The following is a 15,822-nucleotide window of genomic DNA, read 5'->3' on the forward strand; positions in this document are numbered from 1 at the left end:
TCAGAACAGCATTGACGCCGCTACGGAGTAAGTCGTGCCGGTTTGACCGCCGACATAGAAGCCGAACGTGCTGCTCACGGCGGATTTCTTGACGTCGATGATCTGCGCGTTCACACGCAACTTGCGCGTGTGCGCCGGGTAATAGTTCGCGCCAATGAGGTATTCGCGCGATTCGCCAAAGCCGGCATCGGTGTCGCCGAATACCCACGACGTCGCGCCATAGAGCTCCAGCTTCTGTTTGATCGGAAAGAACGCGCCCTGCACATAGAAGCCGTCATCGACGATCTTCCTGACCGGCACCGGGCCGTCGGCGACGAAGTGATCGAGCTGGCGCCGGTAATACTCTGCTTGCAGGAAGATGCCCCGGTACTTGATGCCCGCATCGATCGAGAGCGATTCCCAGTCGGCCTCCCGCACCGTGACGCCAGGCGCGAGCGATCCGGTTTCGAACAGCAGCAGGCTGTCCGCCAGCCTGACCTGAAAGTTCTCGGGCTTGGTGCTGTCGATTTCCTGACGATTCTCGCGGCTGCGGACATGCGAGAAGCCGAAGCGCGTCGCCAGGGTCTGGTGATATTCCCAGTCGCCGTACGAGCCCAGGGGACCGAACTCGTGCGTGGTCGGCATCCACCACATGCCGTAGCCGGTGCCGATGTCACGACTGAGCTGGCTGGCGGTGATGCCGAGCTGGCTCAGATTGTTGGAGAGCGCGACGTGGTACCACAGCCCTGGCAGCACCTCGCCGTTGGCCCACAGCGTGCCGGTGAAGCTGCCGCGAAAGAATTCGTCGGCCATGACACGATCGTTCGCGAGCCACAGCGGATGCGAGCCCATCACTGAACGCGAGCCGCCCGGCGTGTTGATGCCGCCGTACAAATTGAACCATTTGTTGAATTGATAGCCCAGGAAGCCGTACAGCGTGGTCTGGTCCGTCGACATCACGGTCCAGACCGTGATCTGGTAACGAAACTTCGGCGTATAGAACCAGCCCTTCAAATGGATCATCGCGCGATGGAACTGGATGTCCCGTCGCGTATCGATGTCGTGCTCATTGCCCAGGTGATCGACGAAGCTCTGATCGGCCGGCCGTTGATCGATGTAGCGCACCAACGCATACGCGCTCAGCGCGACCTGGCCGATGTCCTTGTTGTCGAACAGCACGATGCCTTGACCGGCCGTATCGAGCGCGCCCCAGATGGGTTTCTCGTCGGCCAGTCTCGGGTCGCCCTCGAAGAGCCGGGGTGTCGACGCGACCTCGGCATCCGACGCGGGCACGTCGGTCTCCTCGGCGATCGCGGTGCCAGCCAGGAGCAGCAAGGACCACATGGACAAGTGCAGTATGCGAAACCATGGCGACGATGCGCTCATGCTTCCCCTCGCTGTTTCCCGGCCGGCGTGATGTCACTGCTCGTTGGCAACCGTCGGTGCATATGGATTGCCGTGGAGCGTGTTCGACACGTCAGTGATCGCCCGCTGGGCTCGCACGCTATTACCCGCTTCGTCCAGCGGCGGCGAGACGACTGCGATACCGAACTTGCCCGGCGACACGGCGATGAGGCCGCCACCGACTCCGCTCTTCGCCGGCAGACCTGTGTGGAACAGCCATTTGCCCGAGTCGTCATAGAGTCCCGCGGTCGCCATCACGGCCAGCACTTCGGGCACATTCGACGACTTCATCACCTGCTTGCCGGTCACAGGATTCTTGCCTGCGTTGGCCAGCGTCGCCGCCATCGTCGCCAGATCCTTGGCGTTGACGCTGATCGCGCACTGCTCGGTGTAGATGTCGACTGCCTGCGCCGGGTTGTCCTTGATGAAGCCGTAGGCATACATCAACGAACCGATCGCCTGATTGCGCTGATTGGTCGCCGCTTCCGAATCGAACACTTCCTTGTTGACGCTGAGCGGACGGCCCGCGAACGCCGAATGAAAATCCAGGATGCTGTTCCAGACCTCATCCCGGGTGCTGCCCTTGACCATGCTGGTCGCGGTGATCGCGCCCGGGTTCACCAGCGGATTGATCTCCGGCCCACCCAACTCCTTCTCGGCGAACTCGACGGCGACGATGGAGTTGAAGCGCATGCCGGTGGCATCCACACCGATGCGCTTGGCGATCGCATCCGGGCCCTGCTCTTCCATGACCTTCGCCATGGTGAACACCTTCGAGATCGACTGGATCGACACCTCCGACTTCACATCGCCGGCGGTATAGATCTTGCCGCCGGTGGTGACCAGCGCGATGCCATAGATCTTCGGATCGACGCGCGCCAGCGCCGGGATGTAATCGGCATTCTTGCCGTCCTTGGAGTCCTTGTACTTCGTGTACACGGCGTTCAGCGCCTGCTGGACCTGATCCGCCGATTGAATCTGCGCCAGCGCCGGCGACATCGCCAACACGCTCAGCAGCGACGCAAGCCCGAGGAAACCGCAGCGCGAGCTCATCTCAACCTCCTCCAAAAGTGCGACTGAAGCTGTATTTGAATGAGAACTGCACGCGCAGATCGTCCGAAGTGAAGCCGTCGCGGAAGTTTTCCCGGCGCCCGTACTGGACCTCGGGCCCCCACATGAAATTCTTCACCGGCGTGAACAGCAGGTTCACGAGTGCGTAGTCGCCATGTTTGAACGCGTCGTCGGCCTGGCCGTCGGAGTTGTCGATGTCGACCATCGAGTAGCCCAGCGAGGTCGACATGTGATCGTTCCAGTTGATGTCGATGAAGGCGACGATGCCCAGCACCGGCAACACCTCCCCGACGATGGGCCGGCTCGGATTGCTGAAGTTGTTACGAATGCCTACGTCCGCAGGCGCGTCGTTCATATAGTTCTGGATGCCCTCGCCATACACGGCCTGCAGACGCAGGGTACTGTTGCCGAGCTTGATGTTGGAGCTCAGGTTCACGCCCCAGCCGATGTCGTCGCCCGACAGATTGAATTGATCCGCCAGCCGGTCCTCCCACTCGAGGTAACGCACGATGCCGGCGATCTCGACATAGCCCCACTCGCGGCCGAGTCGGAACTCGCCGGACAGATCGGGATAGGGAAAATGCGGCGAGATGTTTTGCAGCTCGATGCGATCGGCGTAGTTGCCCTGGTCGGCCGACGCGCCCGGTCGTTCCAGCGCGAACGTGAGCCGCGTATCGCCTTGAATCGGCATCCAGCGCACCTGGACGTTGCGGAAGAACACCATGCCGTTGGGTCCCCAGTACTCGATCGAGTTGGGGAACACGTCGATGTCCATGAACGGGCTCCACGTCTGGCCGGCGCCGAAGTGACCCAGTTCGCCGTAGGCGTGACGCAAACGGAACGTCGTCTGACCGGCGTCGACACCGGTACCGAACAATTCGAACTCGAACGTGGTCTTCAGATCGCCGAGCCCGGTCGGGGTGCTGGTCTTGACGCCGAAGCGGCTCTGCCGCACGCCCGCGAACCAGTTTTCGTCCGAGCCGAATTGATCCTTGAAGGCCGGCAGCTTGGTCGGCCGCACCACATCGAACCAGTCGGGATCGTTCTGCTTGCTCTGATATCCCATATCGAGCATGGCGAAGCCGTAGACGTCCATGGTCGAGCCGCTGTCGTCCTGTGACATCGCTGCGGCCGAGCACAACAGACTCGAGATTCCGAGCAGCAACGTTCGCATTATCCCGTCTCCCGCCAGCCCATAGCGCGTGCCAAGCACGCACAAGCTAGTCGGGTCTGCGAGATACCGACACTGTCTCGAGGTGAACGCCGAGCTGCCCTAAATCACAAGCTCAACGCATATCTGCGAGCCCCGAAGTGGCAAAGCCCAAATTCGATGCGCAAAGCGCGCGCTACGAACAGCGCGTAGCACGGAAGCCGCTCGGTCAGGGCTCGGGGTAGAGCCCGACGAAGTGATCCAGGATGCACGCGTGGTCTTCGAACAGTTGCGATTCCAGCGATGGCAACTGCGCGATCGGAATCCACTTCGCGAGCTTCGCATCGTCGGCGCCTTGCACATCGGGAAACTCCGCATCGCCAAGATCGAAATGAAACGCGTTGGTGATGATCCGGCCACGCGGCGAGCGCGCGGGATGATCGAAGACGGCGGAAGATTTCAGCGCCGCTCGCAATTGCCCAGGATGCGGCTTGTAGCCGGTCTCCTCCGCCAACTCGCGCACCGCCGCGGGGTAGAAACGTTCCCAGGGCTCGACGAATCCACCGGGCAACGCCCACAAGCCATGACCGATGGTGCCGCCGCGCTTGATCAACAGGACATGCTGTCGAGTGGTCACCACCGCATCCGAGGTCAGAGAGAACGGCGCGGTGTACTTCTCACGATACGCAACGACCGCCCGATGCTCCGCCTGGCACTGACGATAAGCAGGCAGCTGTGCCCACGCCTGGAGATAATCGCGCACGCCCGGCTCGACGTAGTTGCCGATCACGGTCAGCGCCGCCGAGATGTTCGGCGTCTCGAAGTACACGCGACGCAGGTCGCTGGCGCTGATGTCGACCTGCGGCTCGACTTCATGCACCGTCCAGCCCGGAAAAGCGTCGAGATAACTCGACGTGTGATCTTTCTTGAAGCCCACCAAAGTAACCTGAGCGCCGCGACCGGCAACGCGCTCCAGACCCTTGCGCACGGCGTCGCCCCAACGTTGATCGTCGAAGTAATCACGGACCGGCAGGAACTCGACGCGTTGCCGCTGCTCCGGCGTCAGCACCGCCTCGAACTGCTGCTTGCGCTCCTCCCACGTGAAGGGATTGTGAGCATCCCGCGCCCGGAACGCCGAGCCGATGACGATGAGCACTTGAGGCGCGATGGCCAGCGCCTGCTGCAGCAACGTGCCATGCCCACGTTGCAGGATTTGAAACCGGCCAATGATGACGGCGATGTTCGAGGTCATATTACTTCTAGAGACAGGTTTTTTGTTTCCCCCTGCGGGGGAAACGGTCGGTTCAAGTTGCCAGATCAGTATTTCGCGGCGATGGGCATCTGGCGCCCACTGCCGAAGGCCCGCGACCGCACGCGCAGAATGGGCGGTGCCTGCCGACGTTTGTACTCGTTACGCGCGATCATCTTCTTCACTCGTTCGATGAGCGCCTTGCCCGCGTCCGTCTTCGACGTCTCCCGCACGAACTTCATCGCCTCCTCGCCTTCCTTCTGCGACAGACGCGAGCCTTCGATGAGCGTCTTCAGGATCGGGTCCAGCACCTCGTACGGCGGCAGACTATCCGTATCCTTCTGACCCGGCGCCAGCTCGGCGGACGGCGGTTTGTCGATGATAGCCGTTGGAATGATCTCGCGGCCCGCCACTTCATTGTAATAGCGCGACAGCCCGAACACCTCGGTCTTGTATAGGTCGCCGATGACGCCGAGACCGCCATTGGTGTCGCCGTACAGCGTGCAGTAGCCCACCGAGATCTCGCTCTTGTTACCCGTGGTCAGCAGCAGGTGACCGAAGCGATTCGAAAACTCCATCAGGATGGTGCCACGAATGCGGGCCTGCAGATTCTCCTTGGACAGTCCCACCAGAGGTTCGCCGAACACCGTGCCGAATTGACCCGCATATTGCCCGACCAGATCGCCGATGGAGTGCGTGTACAGCTCAATCCCCAGGTTCTGGCACAAACGCTGCGAGTCCGTGACGCTGCCGGTGCTCGAGTAATGCGAGGGCATCGTGATCGCGACGACATTCTTCGCGCCCAGCGCTTCCACGGCGATTGCCAACGTCAGCGCGGAATCGATGCCGCCGGAGCAGCCGACCACTGCCGTCGAGAATCCGCAGCGACGAGCATAGTCACGCAAGCCCAACACCAACTGCTCGCGATAGAACTCGTTGGTCGAGAGACCTTTGACATTGATCGCACCGAGTTCCTTGCCCTCGCGATCCAGAAACTTCGCGCGCGAATGCACTTGCAGGACCATGAGGTCGGGCTGAAAGCGGGCGCCCTCCATCACGACGCCGCGCGCGGGATCGACGGCGAACGATGCGCCGTCGTAAATCACCTGGTCGTGGCCGCCAATCTGGTTGACATAGACCAGCGGCAGACCGTGACGCGCGCTCGCCTTGGAAAAGATGTCATGGCGCATTTCGCGCCGGCCGATGCTGGACGGGCTGGCGTTGATCGAAACAACCAGATCGGGCGCCGCGTCGGCCAGTCGTTTGAACGGATTGACGACGTAGTCGCGCTCTTCGTCGTTCCAACCGTCCTCGCAGATCATGAAGCCGACGCGCACGTCTTCGATGTCCAGGATCTTCGCCACATCCGGGCCCGGCTCGAAATGCCGGCGCTCATCGAAGATGTTGTAGGTGGGCAGCAACTGCTTGTGATACTGAAGCAGCACCTCGCCGTTCTTCACCACCAGCAACGAATTGAACAGCGGCTTGCCGATGCCCGTATTGGGCGTGGGCGCGCCGACGACCCAGTGCAGATCCGGCAGTTCTTTGCTGGTGGCGATCAGCGCTGCGACGCCCTTCGCCAGGCGGCGTTGAAAGTCGGGATCTTCGAGCAGGTCGGCCGGGTAGTAAGCCGTGAGCGACAGCTCGGGGAATGCAACCAACTGCGCGCCGGCCGCGTGCGCGCGCCGCGCGGCTGCAACGATCAGAGCCAGATTGCCGTCGATGTCGCCAATGGTGGGATTGATTTGAGCAAGCGCGATGGTCAGCGTGGGCATGATGTTCAGGCAGCCTGTTTGAAAACCTGGCGCAGATACGCCAGGAAGGTTTCATCGGTGCACAAGGTCTTGCCCGGCGTGTCGGACAGCTTCGCGACCGGCTGACCGTTGCACTCGGTGAGCTTCATGACGATGTTCAAGGCAGGAACACCCATGTCATTGGAGAGATCCGTGCCGATGCCGAAACCACACTGCACGCGGTCGGAGAAGTGCTCATAGAGCCGCAGCGCCTTCGGGATGTTGAGGCTGTCGGAGAAGACCAGGCGCTTGGTGTGCGCATCCACTTTCAAGCGTTGATAGTGAGCCAGCGCCTTTTCGCCCCAGATGACCGGATCGCCCGAGTCGTGACGCAAACCGTCGAACAGCTTGGCGAAGTACAGATCGAAATCGGAAATGAACGCATCCATGCCGACCACGTCGGTGAGCGCCACGCCCAGATCGCCCCGATATTCCTGTACCCAGGCCTCCAGCGCTTCCTTCTGGAAATTCTTCAACTGCACGCCCACGGCCTGGAAGGTTTGCAGATATTCATGAGCCATGGTGCCGATAGCGGCGATACCGTACTTCCTGGCCAGGTGAACATTCGAGGTGCCCTTGAAGTACTGCGGCACTTCGCGAGCCAGCGTCGCCACCATCTCCTCGTGCCAGTCGCGCGAGAAGCGGCGCCGCGTGCCGAAATCGAAAAACTCGAACGGGTGTCGGATCGTGTGCAACGCGCCGCCCTCCATGGGAGCGCTCGTGCCATTCGCGAACTTCAACACATTCGGCGCCGGCACCTCGGCAACCATGCTCTGAGTCCGAAAGTCACGCAGCATCAGAATCTTGTCCGCCAGCCGCCGGCGCCCCTCCGCCAGCACTTCGGGCGTGGTGAAGCGGCGGAAGTACAGCTCATTCACGATCGACAGCACGAAGATCTCGAAGCCCATCACATGAATCTGCGGTCCGCGCGCCACGACCTCGAGCGTGTCGCCCTCGGTGCTGACCGAGATGTAGCGCCGCTGAAAGTGGAAGATGCGCAGGAAGTCGATGAAGTCGCTCTTGAAGTACGATTTGGTCGCGAGGTAAGCCAGCTCTTCTTCGCTATAAGTGAGCGTACACAGATGATCGAGCTGCGCCTCGACGTCCGACTTCAAGGTCGCGAACGGATACTGAGGTGAGTTGCGACACACGAAGCTGTAGACCGCCTGATTCGCCGGAAACCGATGCAACATCGGCGACAGCATGGTCAGCTTGTATAAGTCGGTGTCGAGCAGCGAGCGAATGATGGGTGTGAACATGGGACGACTCGCCAGAGCTTAATTCGTGGAGATTTCAGTCAACGCCTGAGTACTGGTCATCGCCCGGGCGCCGCGTGCCACGGCGCCGTCGATGAAGCCCCGTGCCTCGGCTTCAAACCCTGCGACGGGGCTCATGCAATCCGATAGCAATATCACACGTCGGATTTCCTCATCGCTGAACGCTTCGAACAGGTGTTCGAGCGTCGCCGCCACACAGTGGCTGGCCGCCTCGCCCGCCACCAGCAGCAACCCCGACCCGGGTCGGCACTGCTCGATCAGCTCGCGATTGGTCTGAGTGCGCGGATCGTCCGCCGACGGCACTTCTGCACGCACGGCGCTGTATTGCTCCGTCAGCGGATTCTGGCCCTTCAGCACTTTGAACGCTCCGCGTTGAACCTGCGACTCCCATTCACCCACCGCCTCGAGCACCGCGCTCGGGATATTGTGTCCCCAGGCGCCGATCACACAGTGCACCGGCCAGACCATCAATTTATACCGTCCCTGCGCTTCCAGGGCTTGTAGATAAGTCAGGACCCGCGAACGCAACGAGGGCTCGATGGGGCTGTACTCGCCGGCCGCGAGCTGGGCATGGGTGATCTGAGTAAACGCGGCCACCGGCCCGCCATCGCCTCGACGCCAGAACGTCGGCCGTTCGATGGCCACGCTCGGGTGCGAATCCAGGGTCACGATGACTTCGCCCAGCTGGCGCCGGGTGGCGCGAATGAAGCCAGCCAGACGCTCCATATCCCCGGCCGCCCCCGGCACGAACAATGATCCCCGCGGATCGCAGAAGTCGTTTTGGGGATCGATGATCAACAGCGTGTGCATGTGTCCTGCTCCAACCGATGCCGCATCCTAATCCTGTTAGTGCGTTTATGCACTAACTATTTACGAGTACCGGGGCCCCTTCACCAAGGACAGCCGCGGCCTGTGCTATGTTAAAGCCTTGAACGCACTAACTGCGCAGCCCATCGTCACCGTGGACATCGTGCTCCTGACACTGCAGGAGAATGAACTGTGCGCGGCTCTGTTACAGCGAGCCCGCCCGCCCAACGAGGGAGAATGGACGCTGCCCGGTGGCTTCGTACACATCGATACCGATGAAGACGCGCTGGCCGCGGCCACGCGGATTCTGCGAACCAAAGCCGGCATCGACAGTCCTTATCTGGAGCAGTTGCAGACTTTTGCCAGCCGGCATCGCGACAGTCGCGGCTGGTCGGTCTCGATTGCCTATTACGCCCTGGTGCCCGCCGCCGCGGCCAGCGACGCACTCAAATGGCGGCCCGTCGATTCGATCCGCTCGCTGCCCTTCGATCATCGCGACATCCTGCGCGCGGCGGTGGAGCGGGTGCGATCCAAGACGGCCTACTCTTCCCTGCCCGTGCACTTGATGCCGCCGACCTTCACGCTGAGCGAATTGCAGAAAGTTTACGAAGCGCTGCTGAAAACCGATCTGGACAAGCGCGGCTTTCGTCGTCGCATCGAAGAACTGGACGTCGTCGAACCGGCACCGGCCCAGCCCACCACGCGCGGGGCACATCGTCCGGCGCAGTTGTATCGCCTGAAGCGCAAAGCTTCGAATACGGTCGCGATGGCCGAGCGCAATTTGTCGCGATAAGCGCAACGTTCCGGCAGCAACAATCGGTGCGCTCCATGAGTTGACCTTGGAGTAACCGTTGCTGACTGAGAACGATGCCGGGCCGAATTGAAGATTATGCATTGATTGGCGATCTCGAGACCGCCGCACTCATCGGCCGCGACGGCTCCATCGACTGGCTGTGCTGGCCCCGCTTCGACTCGGATGCCTGCTTCGCGGCGCTGCTCGGCACGCCCGAGCACGGCCGCTGGCGCCTCGGCGCCGTCGACGCGAACGTCAAAGTCAGCAGACGTTATCGCGACAACACCCTCATTCTCGAAACCAGACTGGAAAGCGAGACCGGCGCCGCCACCATCATCGACTTCATGCCGCCGCGAGGCAAAGCCTCGGACATCATCCGCCTCGTGAACGGCGAGCGCGGCAAGATCGATCTGTGCACCGAGCTGGTGATCCGATTCGGCTACGGCGCCGTCGTGCCCTGGGTGACCCATTCGGAGCGCGACACGTGGCAGGCCATCGCGGGCCCGGACATGCTCCTGCTACACGCCGATGTCGACATGAAAGGCGAGAACCTGAAAAGCGTGGGCCGCTTCACCATCAAACAGGGCGAGCGGGTCTCGTTCGTGCTCACTCATTGTCAATCGCATCTGGCGCCGCCCAACAAGCCGGACGTCGATTGCGCGCTCGCGGATACCGAACATTTCTGGCGCGAGTGGGTCGCGAAAGGTCAACAGGCCCAGCCCTGGCCCGACGCCGCGACCCGCTCGCTCATCACGCTGCGAGCGTTGATCTATGGCCCGACTGGGGGCATCGTGGCCGCGCCGACCGCGTCACTTCCCGAACAGGTCGCGGGCGTGCGCAACTGGGACTATCGATATTGCTGGCTGCGCGACGCCACGCTGACTCTGCTCGCCTTCATGAATGCCGGTCACTTCGACGAAGCGGTGGCGTGGCGCGAATGGCTGTTGCGAGCGATCGCCGGCAGCCCGAATCAATTGCAGATCATGTATGGCATCGCCGGTGAGCGCCGGCTCACCGAATGGGAAGTGCCGTGGCTGCCGGGTTACGAAAACTCAGCGCCGGTGCGCATCGGCAATGCAGCTCACTCCCAGCTGCAACTCGACGTCTTCGGCGAAATCATGGACGTGCTTCATCAGGCACGTAAAGGCGGCATCGCCACGCTGGAAACCGGCTGGAATCTGCAGTGCGAGCTGCTGGCGTATCTGGCAACGATCTGGGAACAGCCGGACTATGGCATCTGGGAAGTGCGCGGGCCGCCGCTGCATTTCACTCATTCCAAGATCATGGCCTGGGTCGCGTTCGATCGCGCCATCAAGGACGCGCGCGATTACCAGCTCGACGCGCCCATCGACGAATGGCGCGCGCTTCGTGACCGTATCCATCGCCAGGTTTGTGAGCGAGGCTTCGACTCGCGACGCAATTGTTTCGTGCAATCGTATGGCTCGAAGCACCTCGATGCCAGCCTGCTGCTGATCTCGCAGCTCGGCTTCCTGCCCGCCGACGATCCGCGCGTGCAAGGAACCGTGCGAGCCATCGAAGAGCGCTTGTTACGCGACGGCTTCGTGCAACGCTACGACACCGAAGCCACCGACGACGGCCTGCCGCCCGGCGAAGGCGTGTTTCTTCCCTGCAGCTTCTGGCTCGCCGATGCGTATGCCATGTGTGGACGGCTGGATGAGGCGCAGGCGCTGTTCGAACGTTTGCTGGCGCTGAGCAATGACCTGGGTCTGCTGGCTGAAGAGTACGACCCGGTCACGAAGCGGCTGGTGGGCAATTTTCCGCAAGCCTTCTCCCATCTGTCGCTGGTCGCGACGGCCTGCAATCTGGCACACGCCAAGAAGCCGGCTGAACAGCGCTCCGAGGCGAGGATGTCCGGACGCCAGAGGATTCGGGCATAACGTCGTAACCTGAGGGCCTGGCCGCCAGCGATCTGCGAACGCCCTACAGCACCGAGCCCTTCGCCTGGGACGCCGACAAACACGCCATCGTGTTCATCGGCCTGGTGCCGGGCGAGCGCGGCCGACACGCCTTGAAATATTGATCAGTGCCAGTTGCTGATCTTGACGTCGTTGGGCGACGGCTGGCCCTGACCCGTCTCGACCAGCGACTTCAGGCTCTGCAGGAACACGCCCCATTTGGTACTGCAGTGGTACATGAATTCGGCGGGCTCACGCCAGCCTTCGTGCTTGAACAGCACGACCGCGTAATCTTCTTCCTGCTTCAGCTCGAAACGAATGTTCGTGCCGACCCATTCCGGCGGTCCCTTCACTACTTCCCAGACCACGCGCGCGTCCGGACGCAACTCGCGAATCTTCATGTCGAAGACGCCGAACTCGCGGCCGGTCTGGTCGGTGAAACGGAACTTGATCATGCCCCCGGCCTCGTCATCGCCCGTGGTCTCGGTGGTCCACCACGCCGCGACGCCCTCCGGCGTCGCCAGCGCCCGATAGACCTCGCCCAGCGACGCCTTCATACCCACGCGATGCAGAATGTCGAACATGATTGCTCCTCGAAAGCTGTTTTGGATCGGACGAGGCACAGTCTGGTCGAGAAGCTCCCGCCGGCGGGAGTGACAAGTGAGTCGCGATTGGCGGGGATCACTCCGCCAGTTTCAGACGACCATCTCGGAACACCGGCTGCGTCCAGGCGCGGCGGCCGTTCGAGTCGATGATCTGAGCGCGCACGTATCGTTCGTCGCCTTTGAAACGATACGCGGGATTGAGCCCGGTCACCTCGGCAAGCAGGCGGCCGCCCCCGCCGATGAATCGCGTCACGACCCGTGTGTTCGGCTTCGAAGTGGCCGGGCTCCATTCCGGCGTCTGCACCAGGCGCATCGAAATGCCATGCTCGTCGGCCTCATAGCTCTGCAAAGTCACACCGGTGGAGGCATAGAAGCGGCCCTGTCGCAGCGCCGTCATGACTGCGGTCTGAGTAAGCTGCGCCGCCTGCAGAACCACCCAAGCCTGCCCCGGCGTGGGGCTGAGCCGGTCATCGAAGCGGTAATACTCGTGCGTATCGTCCGACGCCACGGCCCACACGACCTTGCCGGCGCTGAGCAGGCTATCCCACAGCGCCTCGGTTGAAGCCGCGACATCGCCAGTGTCGTCGATGCCGCCGAGGTTGTTGGACGTCGGAAACGCGTTCCACACTTCCATCAGGAAAGGCGATTCCAACGCCAATAGATCGTTCAGCTGCACCGACCATTGCAGATTGGGATGATTGATTTGCGGGATGCCGCCGGCTGCCTGGATCTGCGCAATGTTTCTCGCATACATGTCGACTGGCGCGATACCGCGAGCGCCAGCCGGATAGCCGACCGGCATGATGGCGCGTCCGATGCCGATGCCATTGATGTGAAAGTGACGTTTGCCAGTGGGGCGCGATTCATCGATCAACGCCTGCGTGATCTCCTGTCCCTGGATCACCAGGAAATCGCTGCGCCCCGCGTACTTCCTGTTCAGAGACGTGACGTCGGTCAGGAACTCATGGTCAGTGATCACCAGACACTGATAGCCGTGTGCCTTGTACCACTCGACCACGAACTCCGGCGACGCGTTGGCATCGGACTTGGGCGGCGCACTGGTGTGCGTGTGAGTATTGCAGCGATACCAGTTCATCGACTCGGCGACTGCTTCGGCGAGTGCATTGGCGGACAGCGCGCTCATGACGAGCAGCGCCGCCGTCTGCGGAACGATCGACGTCATGCCTGCTCTCCCGCGCCTCAGTAGCTGAAGCTCACGTCGATGCCGAGGATCCTTCGATAGTCCGGCGGCAGGAAATGCGTCACGACCTGGCCGACGACGATGCCGCTGGTGTGGAACTGGTCCGTCAGATTCTTGCCGTACAACTTGATATTCACGTGATCGTTCTGCGTCCGCATGCCGATGGACGCGCCGAGCAGACCATACGACGGTTCGATGCCGTACGGGCTGCCGAGCGGATTCCACTGAATGCTGTCGCGCCAGCCGTAGTCCAGCGTCGCGAAGCCGTTCCACGCGATGCCGGGTACCGTGAATCGATACTTGGTGAAGGCGTTGGCGTTCCATCGCGGCGAGTTCGGCAGGCGCTCACCCGACAGGTCCTGCACGCTCCCGACGCACTCACCAGCACCCTGCGGCTGCCCCGGATAGCACTGCGCGTTGGTAAAGCGATCGTATGTCGCATCGATGTAGGCCGCGTTGGCGCCGACCTCCAGCGACTCACCCACCAGGGCGGCGAACTCAGCCTCGAACCCCTGCGTCTTCAGCTTGCCCGCATTCAACAGCACCAGCCGGGCGTTTGGATTGCTCGGCTCGATCAGCCCGCCCTGGGTCTGAAAGTCTTCGAACGTCGACAGGAACGCATTGAGATTCAACGTCACACGGCGCTCGAAGAACTGCGACTTCATGCCCGCTTCGTAGCTGATGGACGTTTCCGGACGGACCGGCTGCGAATCGCCAATCGCGGCGATGTTCACATTGAAGCCCGGCCCCTTGAAGCCGGTCGCGACCGAAAGATAGAACATCCGGTCTTCATCGGCTCGCCACTGCGCGCCCGCGCGCCAGGAAACCTTGCTCGCACTCGCCTCATCCTGCGTCATGCCGAGCGGATGACGAAATCGCACCATCCCTGGGGCAACAGGCAGACCGACCACCTTCATGTCCACCTCGTCGTGGGTGTAACGCAGGCCGGCGGTGAACGACAGATGATCGGTCACTTCCGCCGTCGCCTCCGCAAACGCCGCGTAGTTCAGCATCTCGACATTGCTGAGCTGGTTGCTCGCCTGCCGGGTCGTCGTTCCGACCACCAGAGTGCCCGGATCGCGTATCCCGATCTGCGTTTCGTTGTTGAGCAGGTAGAGCCCGGCCACGTAATCGATGGGCCCGTCGGTCGGCGATGCGATACGAATCTCGGCCGAATACTGATCCTGATCCGTGTAGCCGAACTGATCGCCGTCGTTACGCGGCGTCAGCCAGGTATAGGTGCCCGCGTGGAAGTCCTGGTTGTAGGCGCGATACGCAACCAACGATGTGAGATCGTATGCACCGATCGCATGGTCCCACTGCAGCGCCGCTCCACGAGACTTCTGACGATTCTCGCCCAGGCTGCGCGAGTTGATCCTGTCGTTCTCAAGGCCGACGATGCTGCCCAGATCATCTATCACGTACTGCGGTGTCTGCGGCGTGAACGCGCGAATGATGTTCGCGCCGCCGCCGTTCTTCTGCTCGACATAGTCCGTGGACAGCTTGAGTCTATCGGTGTCGGTGGCCGCGAGCACCAGCTTGCCGCGAAAGCCGGTCTGTTCGTCGTCTTCCCACTCCGAGTTGTCGTAAATGTTCTTGACGTAGCCGTCCCTGGAACCGTGGTAGGCCGAAATTCGTCCCGTGAGACGGTCCTCGAGCAGCGCGCCGGACATCGAGCCATGCACGTCGATGGTATTGTAATCGCTGTAACCAAGCGCCGCTTCCGAAACGAACTCCTCGGTCGGATCCTTGGTCGTGATGCTGATGACGCCCGCGGAGGCATTCTTTCCGAACAACGTGCCTTGCGGACCGCGCAACACCTCCACCCGCTCGGTGTCGCTCAGATCGGGAAACGCGCCAGCCTTGGCGCGCTCGTACACGACGCCGTCGATGACGATCGCCACCGAATCCTGCACGCCCGAACCTTGTGTTTGCGTGCTGATGCCGCGCAGAGCGATGGCGGGGCCGGAGCCGAAGCGGCTCGGGTTGGTTACAAACGTCAAGCCCGGCGCCACGGCGTCGAGCTCAGTGACGCTCACCATGTTCAACTGGGAAAGCGTGTCCGCCGATGCGGCCGCGATGGATGCAGGAACATCCTGCAAACGTTCTTCGCGCTTGCGCGCCGTCACTGTCACCACCTCGACCTGACCCACCGCGGTCTCAGGCGATACCACTGCCGCACGCGTCGGACGGCTCGTGGGGCTTGTTTTCTCTGGCCCGGCCTGCGCGACTCTGCGCAATACTACCGTTCTGTCGTTGACACGGTCAGCGCGCAGATCGGTCCGCGCGAGCAACCGATTGAGCGCGTCGCTCACACTCAACGTATCGTTGAGTGCCGGCGCGCGAACATCGTTCGCGATCGGCGCTTCGTACATGATCTGCGTTCCCGACTGCTCGCTCAGCGCATCCAGTGCGTCGGCAAGCTGCCCCGATGCAATCTGGAAATGATGCGGCGTCTTGGCATCCGGCGTCGCGCTCAACGCGCTCGCGCTGGCCAGCGCCAGACAAAGAGTATTCCTGATCGCTGTGACGATTTCTGACATCGGTAATTCCCTGGTGCTGTGGCCATCCCACAAC

General features: G+C 61.9%; 12 protein-coding genes. 2 read left to right on the forward strand and 10 right to left on the reverse strand.

All coding sequences use genetic code 11. The features are described 5' to 3' along the window. The 7 genes from EKO19_RS18860 to EKO19_RS18890 form a co-directional block, all read right to left on the reverse strand. Positions 1 to 1,365, reverse strand: a complete 1,365-nt coding sequence (locus EKO19_RS18860; RefSeq protein WP_129777993.1) for a porin family protein — start codon at positions 1,363 to 1,365, stop codon at positions 1 to 3. A 33-nt stretch (positions 1,366 to 1,398) separates the two neighbouring features. Further along, positions 1,399 to 2,436: a glutaminase A gene (glsA, locus tag EKO19_RS18865; RefSeq protein ID WP_129777994.1), complete on the reverse strand. Its 1,038-nt coding sequence runs from the start codon at positions 2,434 to 2,436 to the stop codon at positions 1,399 to 1,401. Position 2,437: 1 nt separating this feature from the next. Beyond that, the gene (locus EKO19_RS18870) at positions 2,438 to 3,628 is read right to left on the reverse strand and encodes a DcaP family trimeric outer membrane transporter (protein WP_129777995.1); all 1,191 of its coding nucleotides are present in this window, start codon (positions 3,626 to 3,628) and stop codon (positions 2,438 to 2,440) included. 205 nt (positions 3,629 to 3,833) lie between these two features. Continuing rightward, positions 3,834 to 4,856: an NUDIX domain-containing protein gene (locus tag EKO19_RS18875; protein WP_129777996.1), complete on the reverse strand. Its 1,023-nt coding sequence runs from the start codon at positions 4,854 to 4,856 to the stop codon at positions 3,834 to 3,836. A 65-nt stretch (positions 4,857 to 4,921) separates the two neighbouring features. Continuing rightward, positions 4,922 to 6,628, reverse strand: coding sequence for an NAD+ synthase (locus tag EKO19_RS18880; RefSeq protein ID WP_129777997.1), 1,707 nt, complete (start codon positions 6,626 to 6,628; stop codon positions 4,922 to 4,924). A gap of 5 nt (positions 6,629 to 6,633) precedes the next feature. Further along, positions 6,634 to 7,905, reverse strand: coding sequence for a nicotinate phosphoribosyltransferase (pncB, locus tag EKO19_RS18885; RefSeq protein WP_129777998.1), 1,272 nt, complete (start codon positions 7,903 to 7,905; stop codon positions 6,634 to 6,636). 18 nt (positions 7,906 to 7,923) lie between these two features. Continuing rightward, positions 7,924 to 8,733, reverse strand: a complete 810-nt coding sequence (locus tag EKO19_RS18890; protein ID WP_129777999.1) for a cysteine hydrolase family protein — start codon at positions 8,731 to 8,733, stop codon at positions 7,924 to 7,926. A 118-nt stretch (positions 8,734 to 8,851) separates the two neighbouring features. On the opposite strand from EKO19_RS18890, the gene EKO19_RS18895 reads away from it, so the two are divergent. Together EKO19_RS18895 and EKO19_RS18900 are read left to right on the forward strand one after the other, a co-directional pair. After that, positions 8,852 to 9,523, forward strand: coding sequence for an NUDIX hydrolase (locus EKO19_RS18895; protein ID WP_217705451.1), 672 nt, complete (start codon positions 8,852 to 8,854; stop codon positions 9,521 to 9,523). A gap of 74 nt (positions 9,524 to 9,597) precedes the next feature. Continuing rightward, entirely contained in the window at positions 9,598 to 11,421 is a 1,824-nt protein-coding gene (locus tag EKO19_RS18900; protein WP_129778000.1) for a glycoside hydrolase family 15 protein, read from the forward strand. 143 nt (positions 11,422 to 11,564) lie between these two features. Here the strand turns inward: EKO19_RS18900 and EKO19_RS18905 are convergent, their stop codons facing one another. From EKO19_RS18905 to EKO19_RS18915, 3 genes are all read right to left on the reverse strand, one after another. Continuing rightward, the gene (locus tag EKO19_RS18905; RefSeq protein ID WP_129778001.1) at positions 11,565 to 12,023 is read right to left on the reverse strand and encodes an SRPBCC family protein; all 459 of its coding nucleotides are present in this window, start codon (positions 12,021 to 12,023) and stop codon (positions 11,565 to 11,567) included. Between the two features lie 97 nt (positions 12,024 to 12,120). Beyond that, a complete protein-coding gene (locus EKO19_RS18910; RefSeq protein ID WP_129778002.1) occupies positions 12,121 to 13,227 on the reverse strand; it encodes a CehA/McbA family metallohydrolase in 1,107 nt (368 codons plus the stop codon). A gap of 17 nt (positions 13,228 to 13,244) precedes the next feature. Then, positions 13,245 to 15,788, reverse strand: coding sequence for a TonB-dependent receptor (locus tag EKO19_RS18915; RefSeq protein ID WP_129778003.1), 2,544 nt, complete (start codon positions 15,786 to 15,788; stop codon positions 13,245 to 13,247). Positions 15,789 to 15,822: the final 34 nt, after the last annotated feature.

Origin of the sequence: Peristeroidobacter soli (genome assembly GCF_004138485.1) — a bacterium.
In the GTDB taxonomy this organism is placed as follows: domain Bacteria; phylum Pseudomonadota; class Gammaproteobacteria; order Steroidobacterales; family Steroidobacteraceae; genus Steroidobacter; species Steroidobacter soli.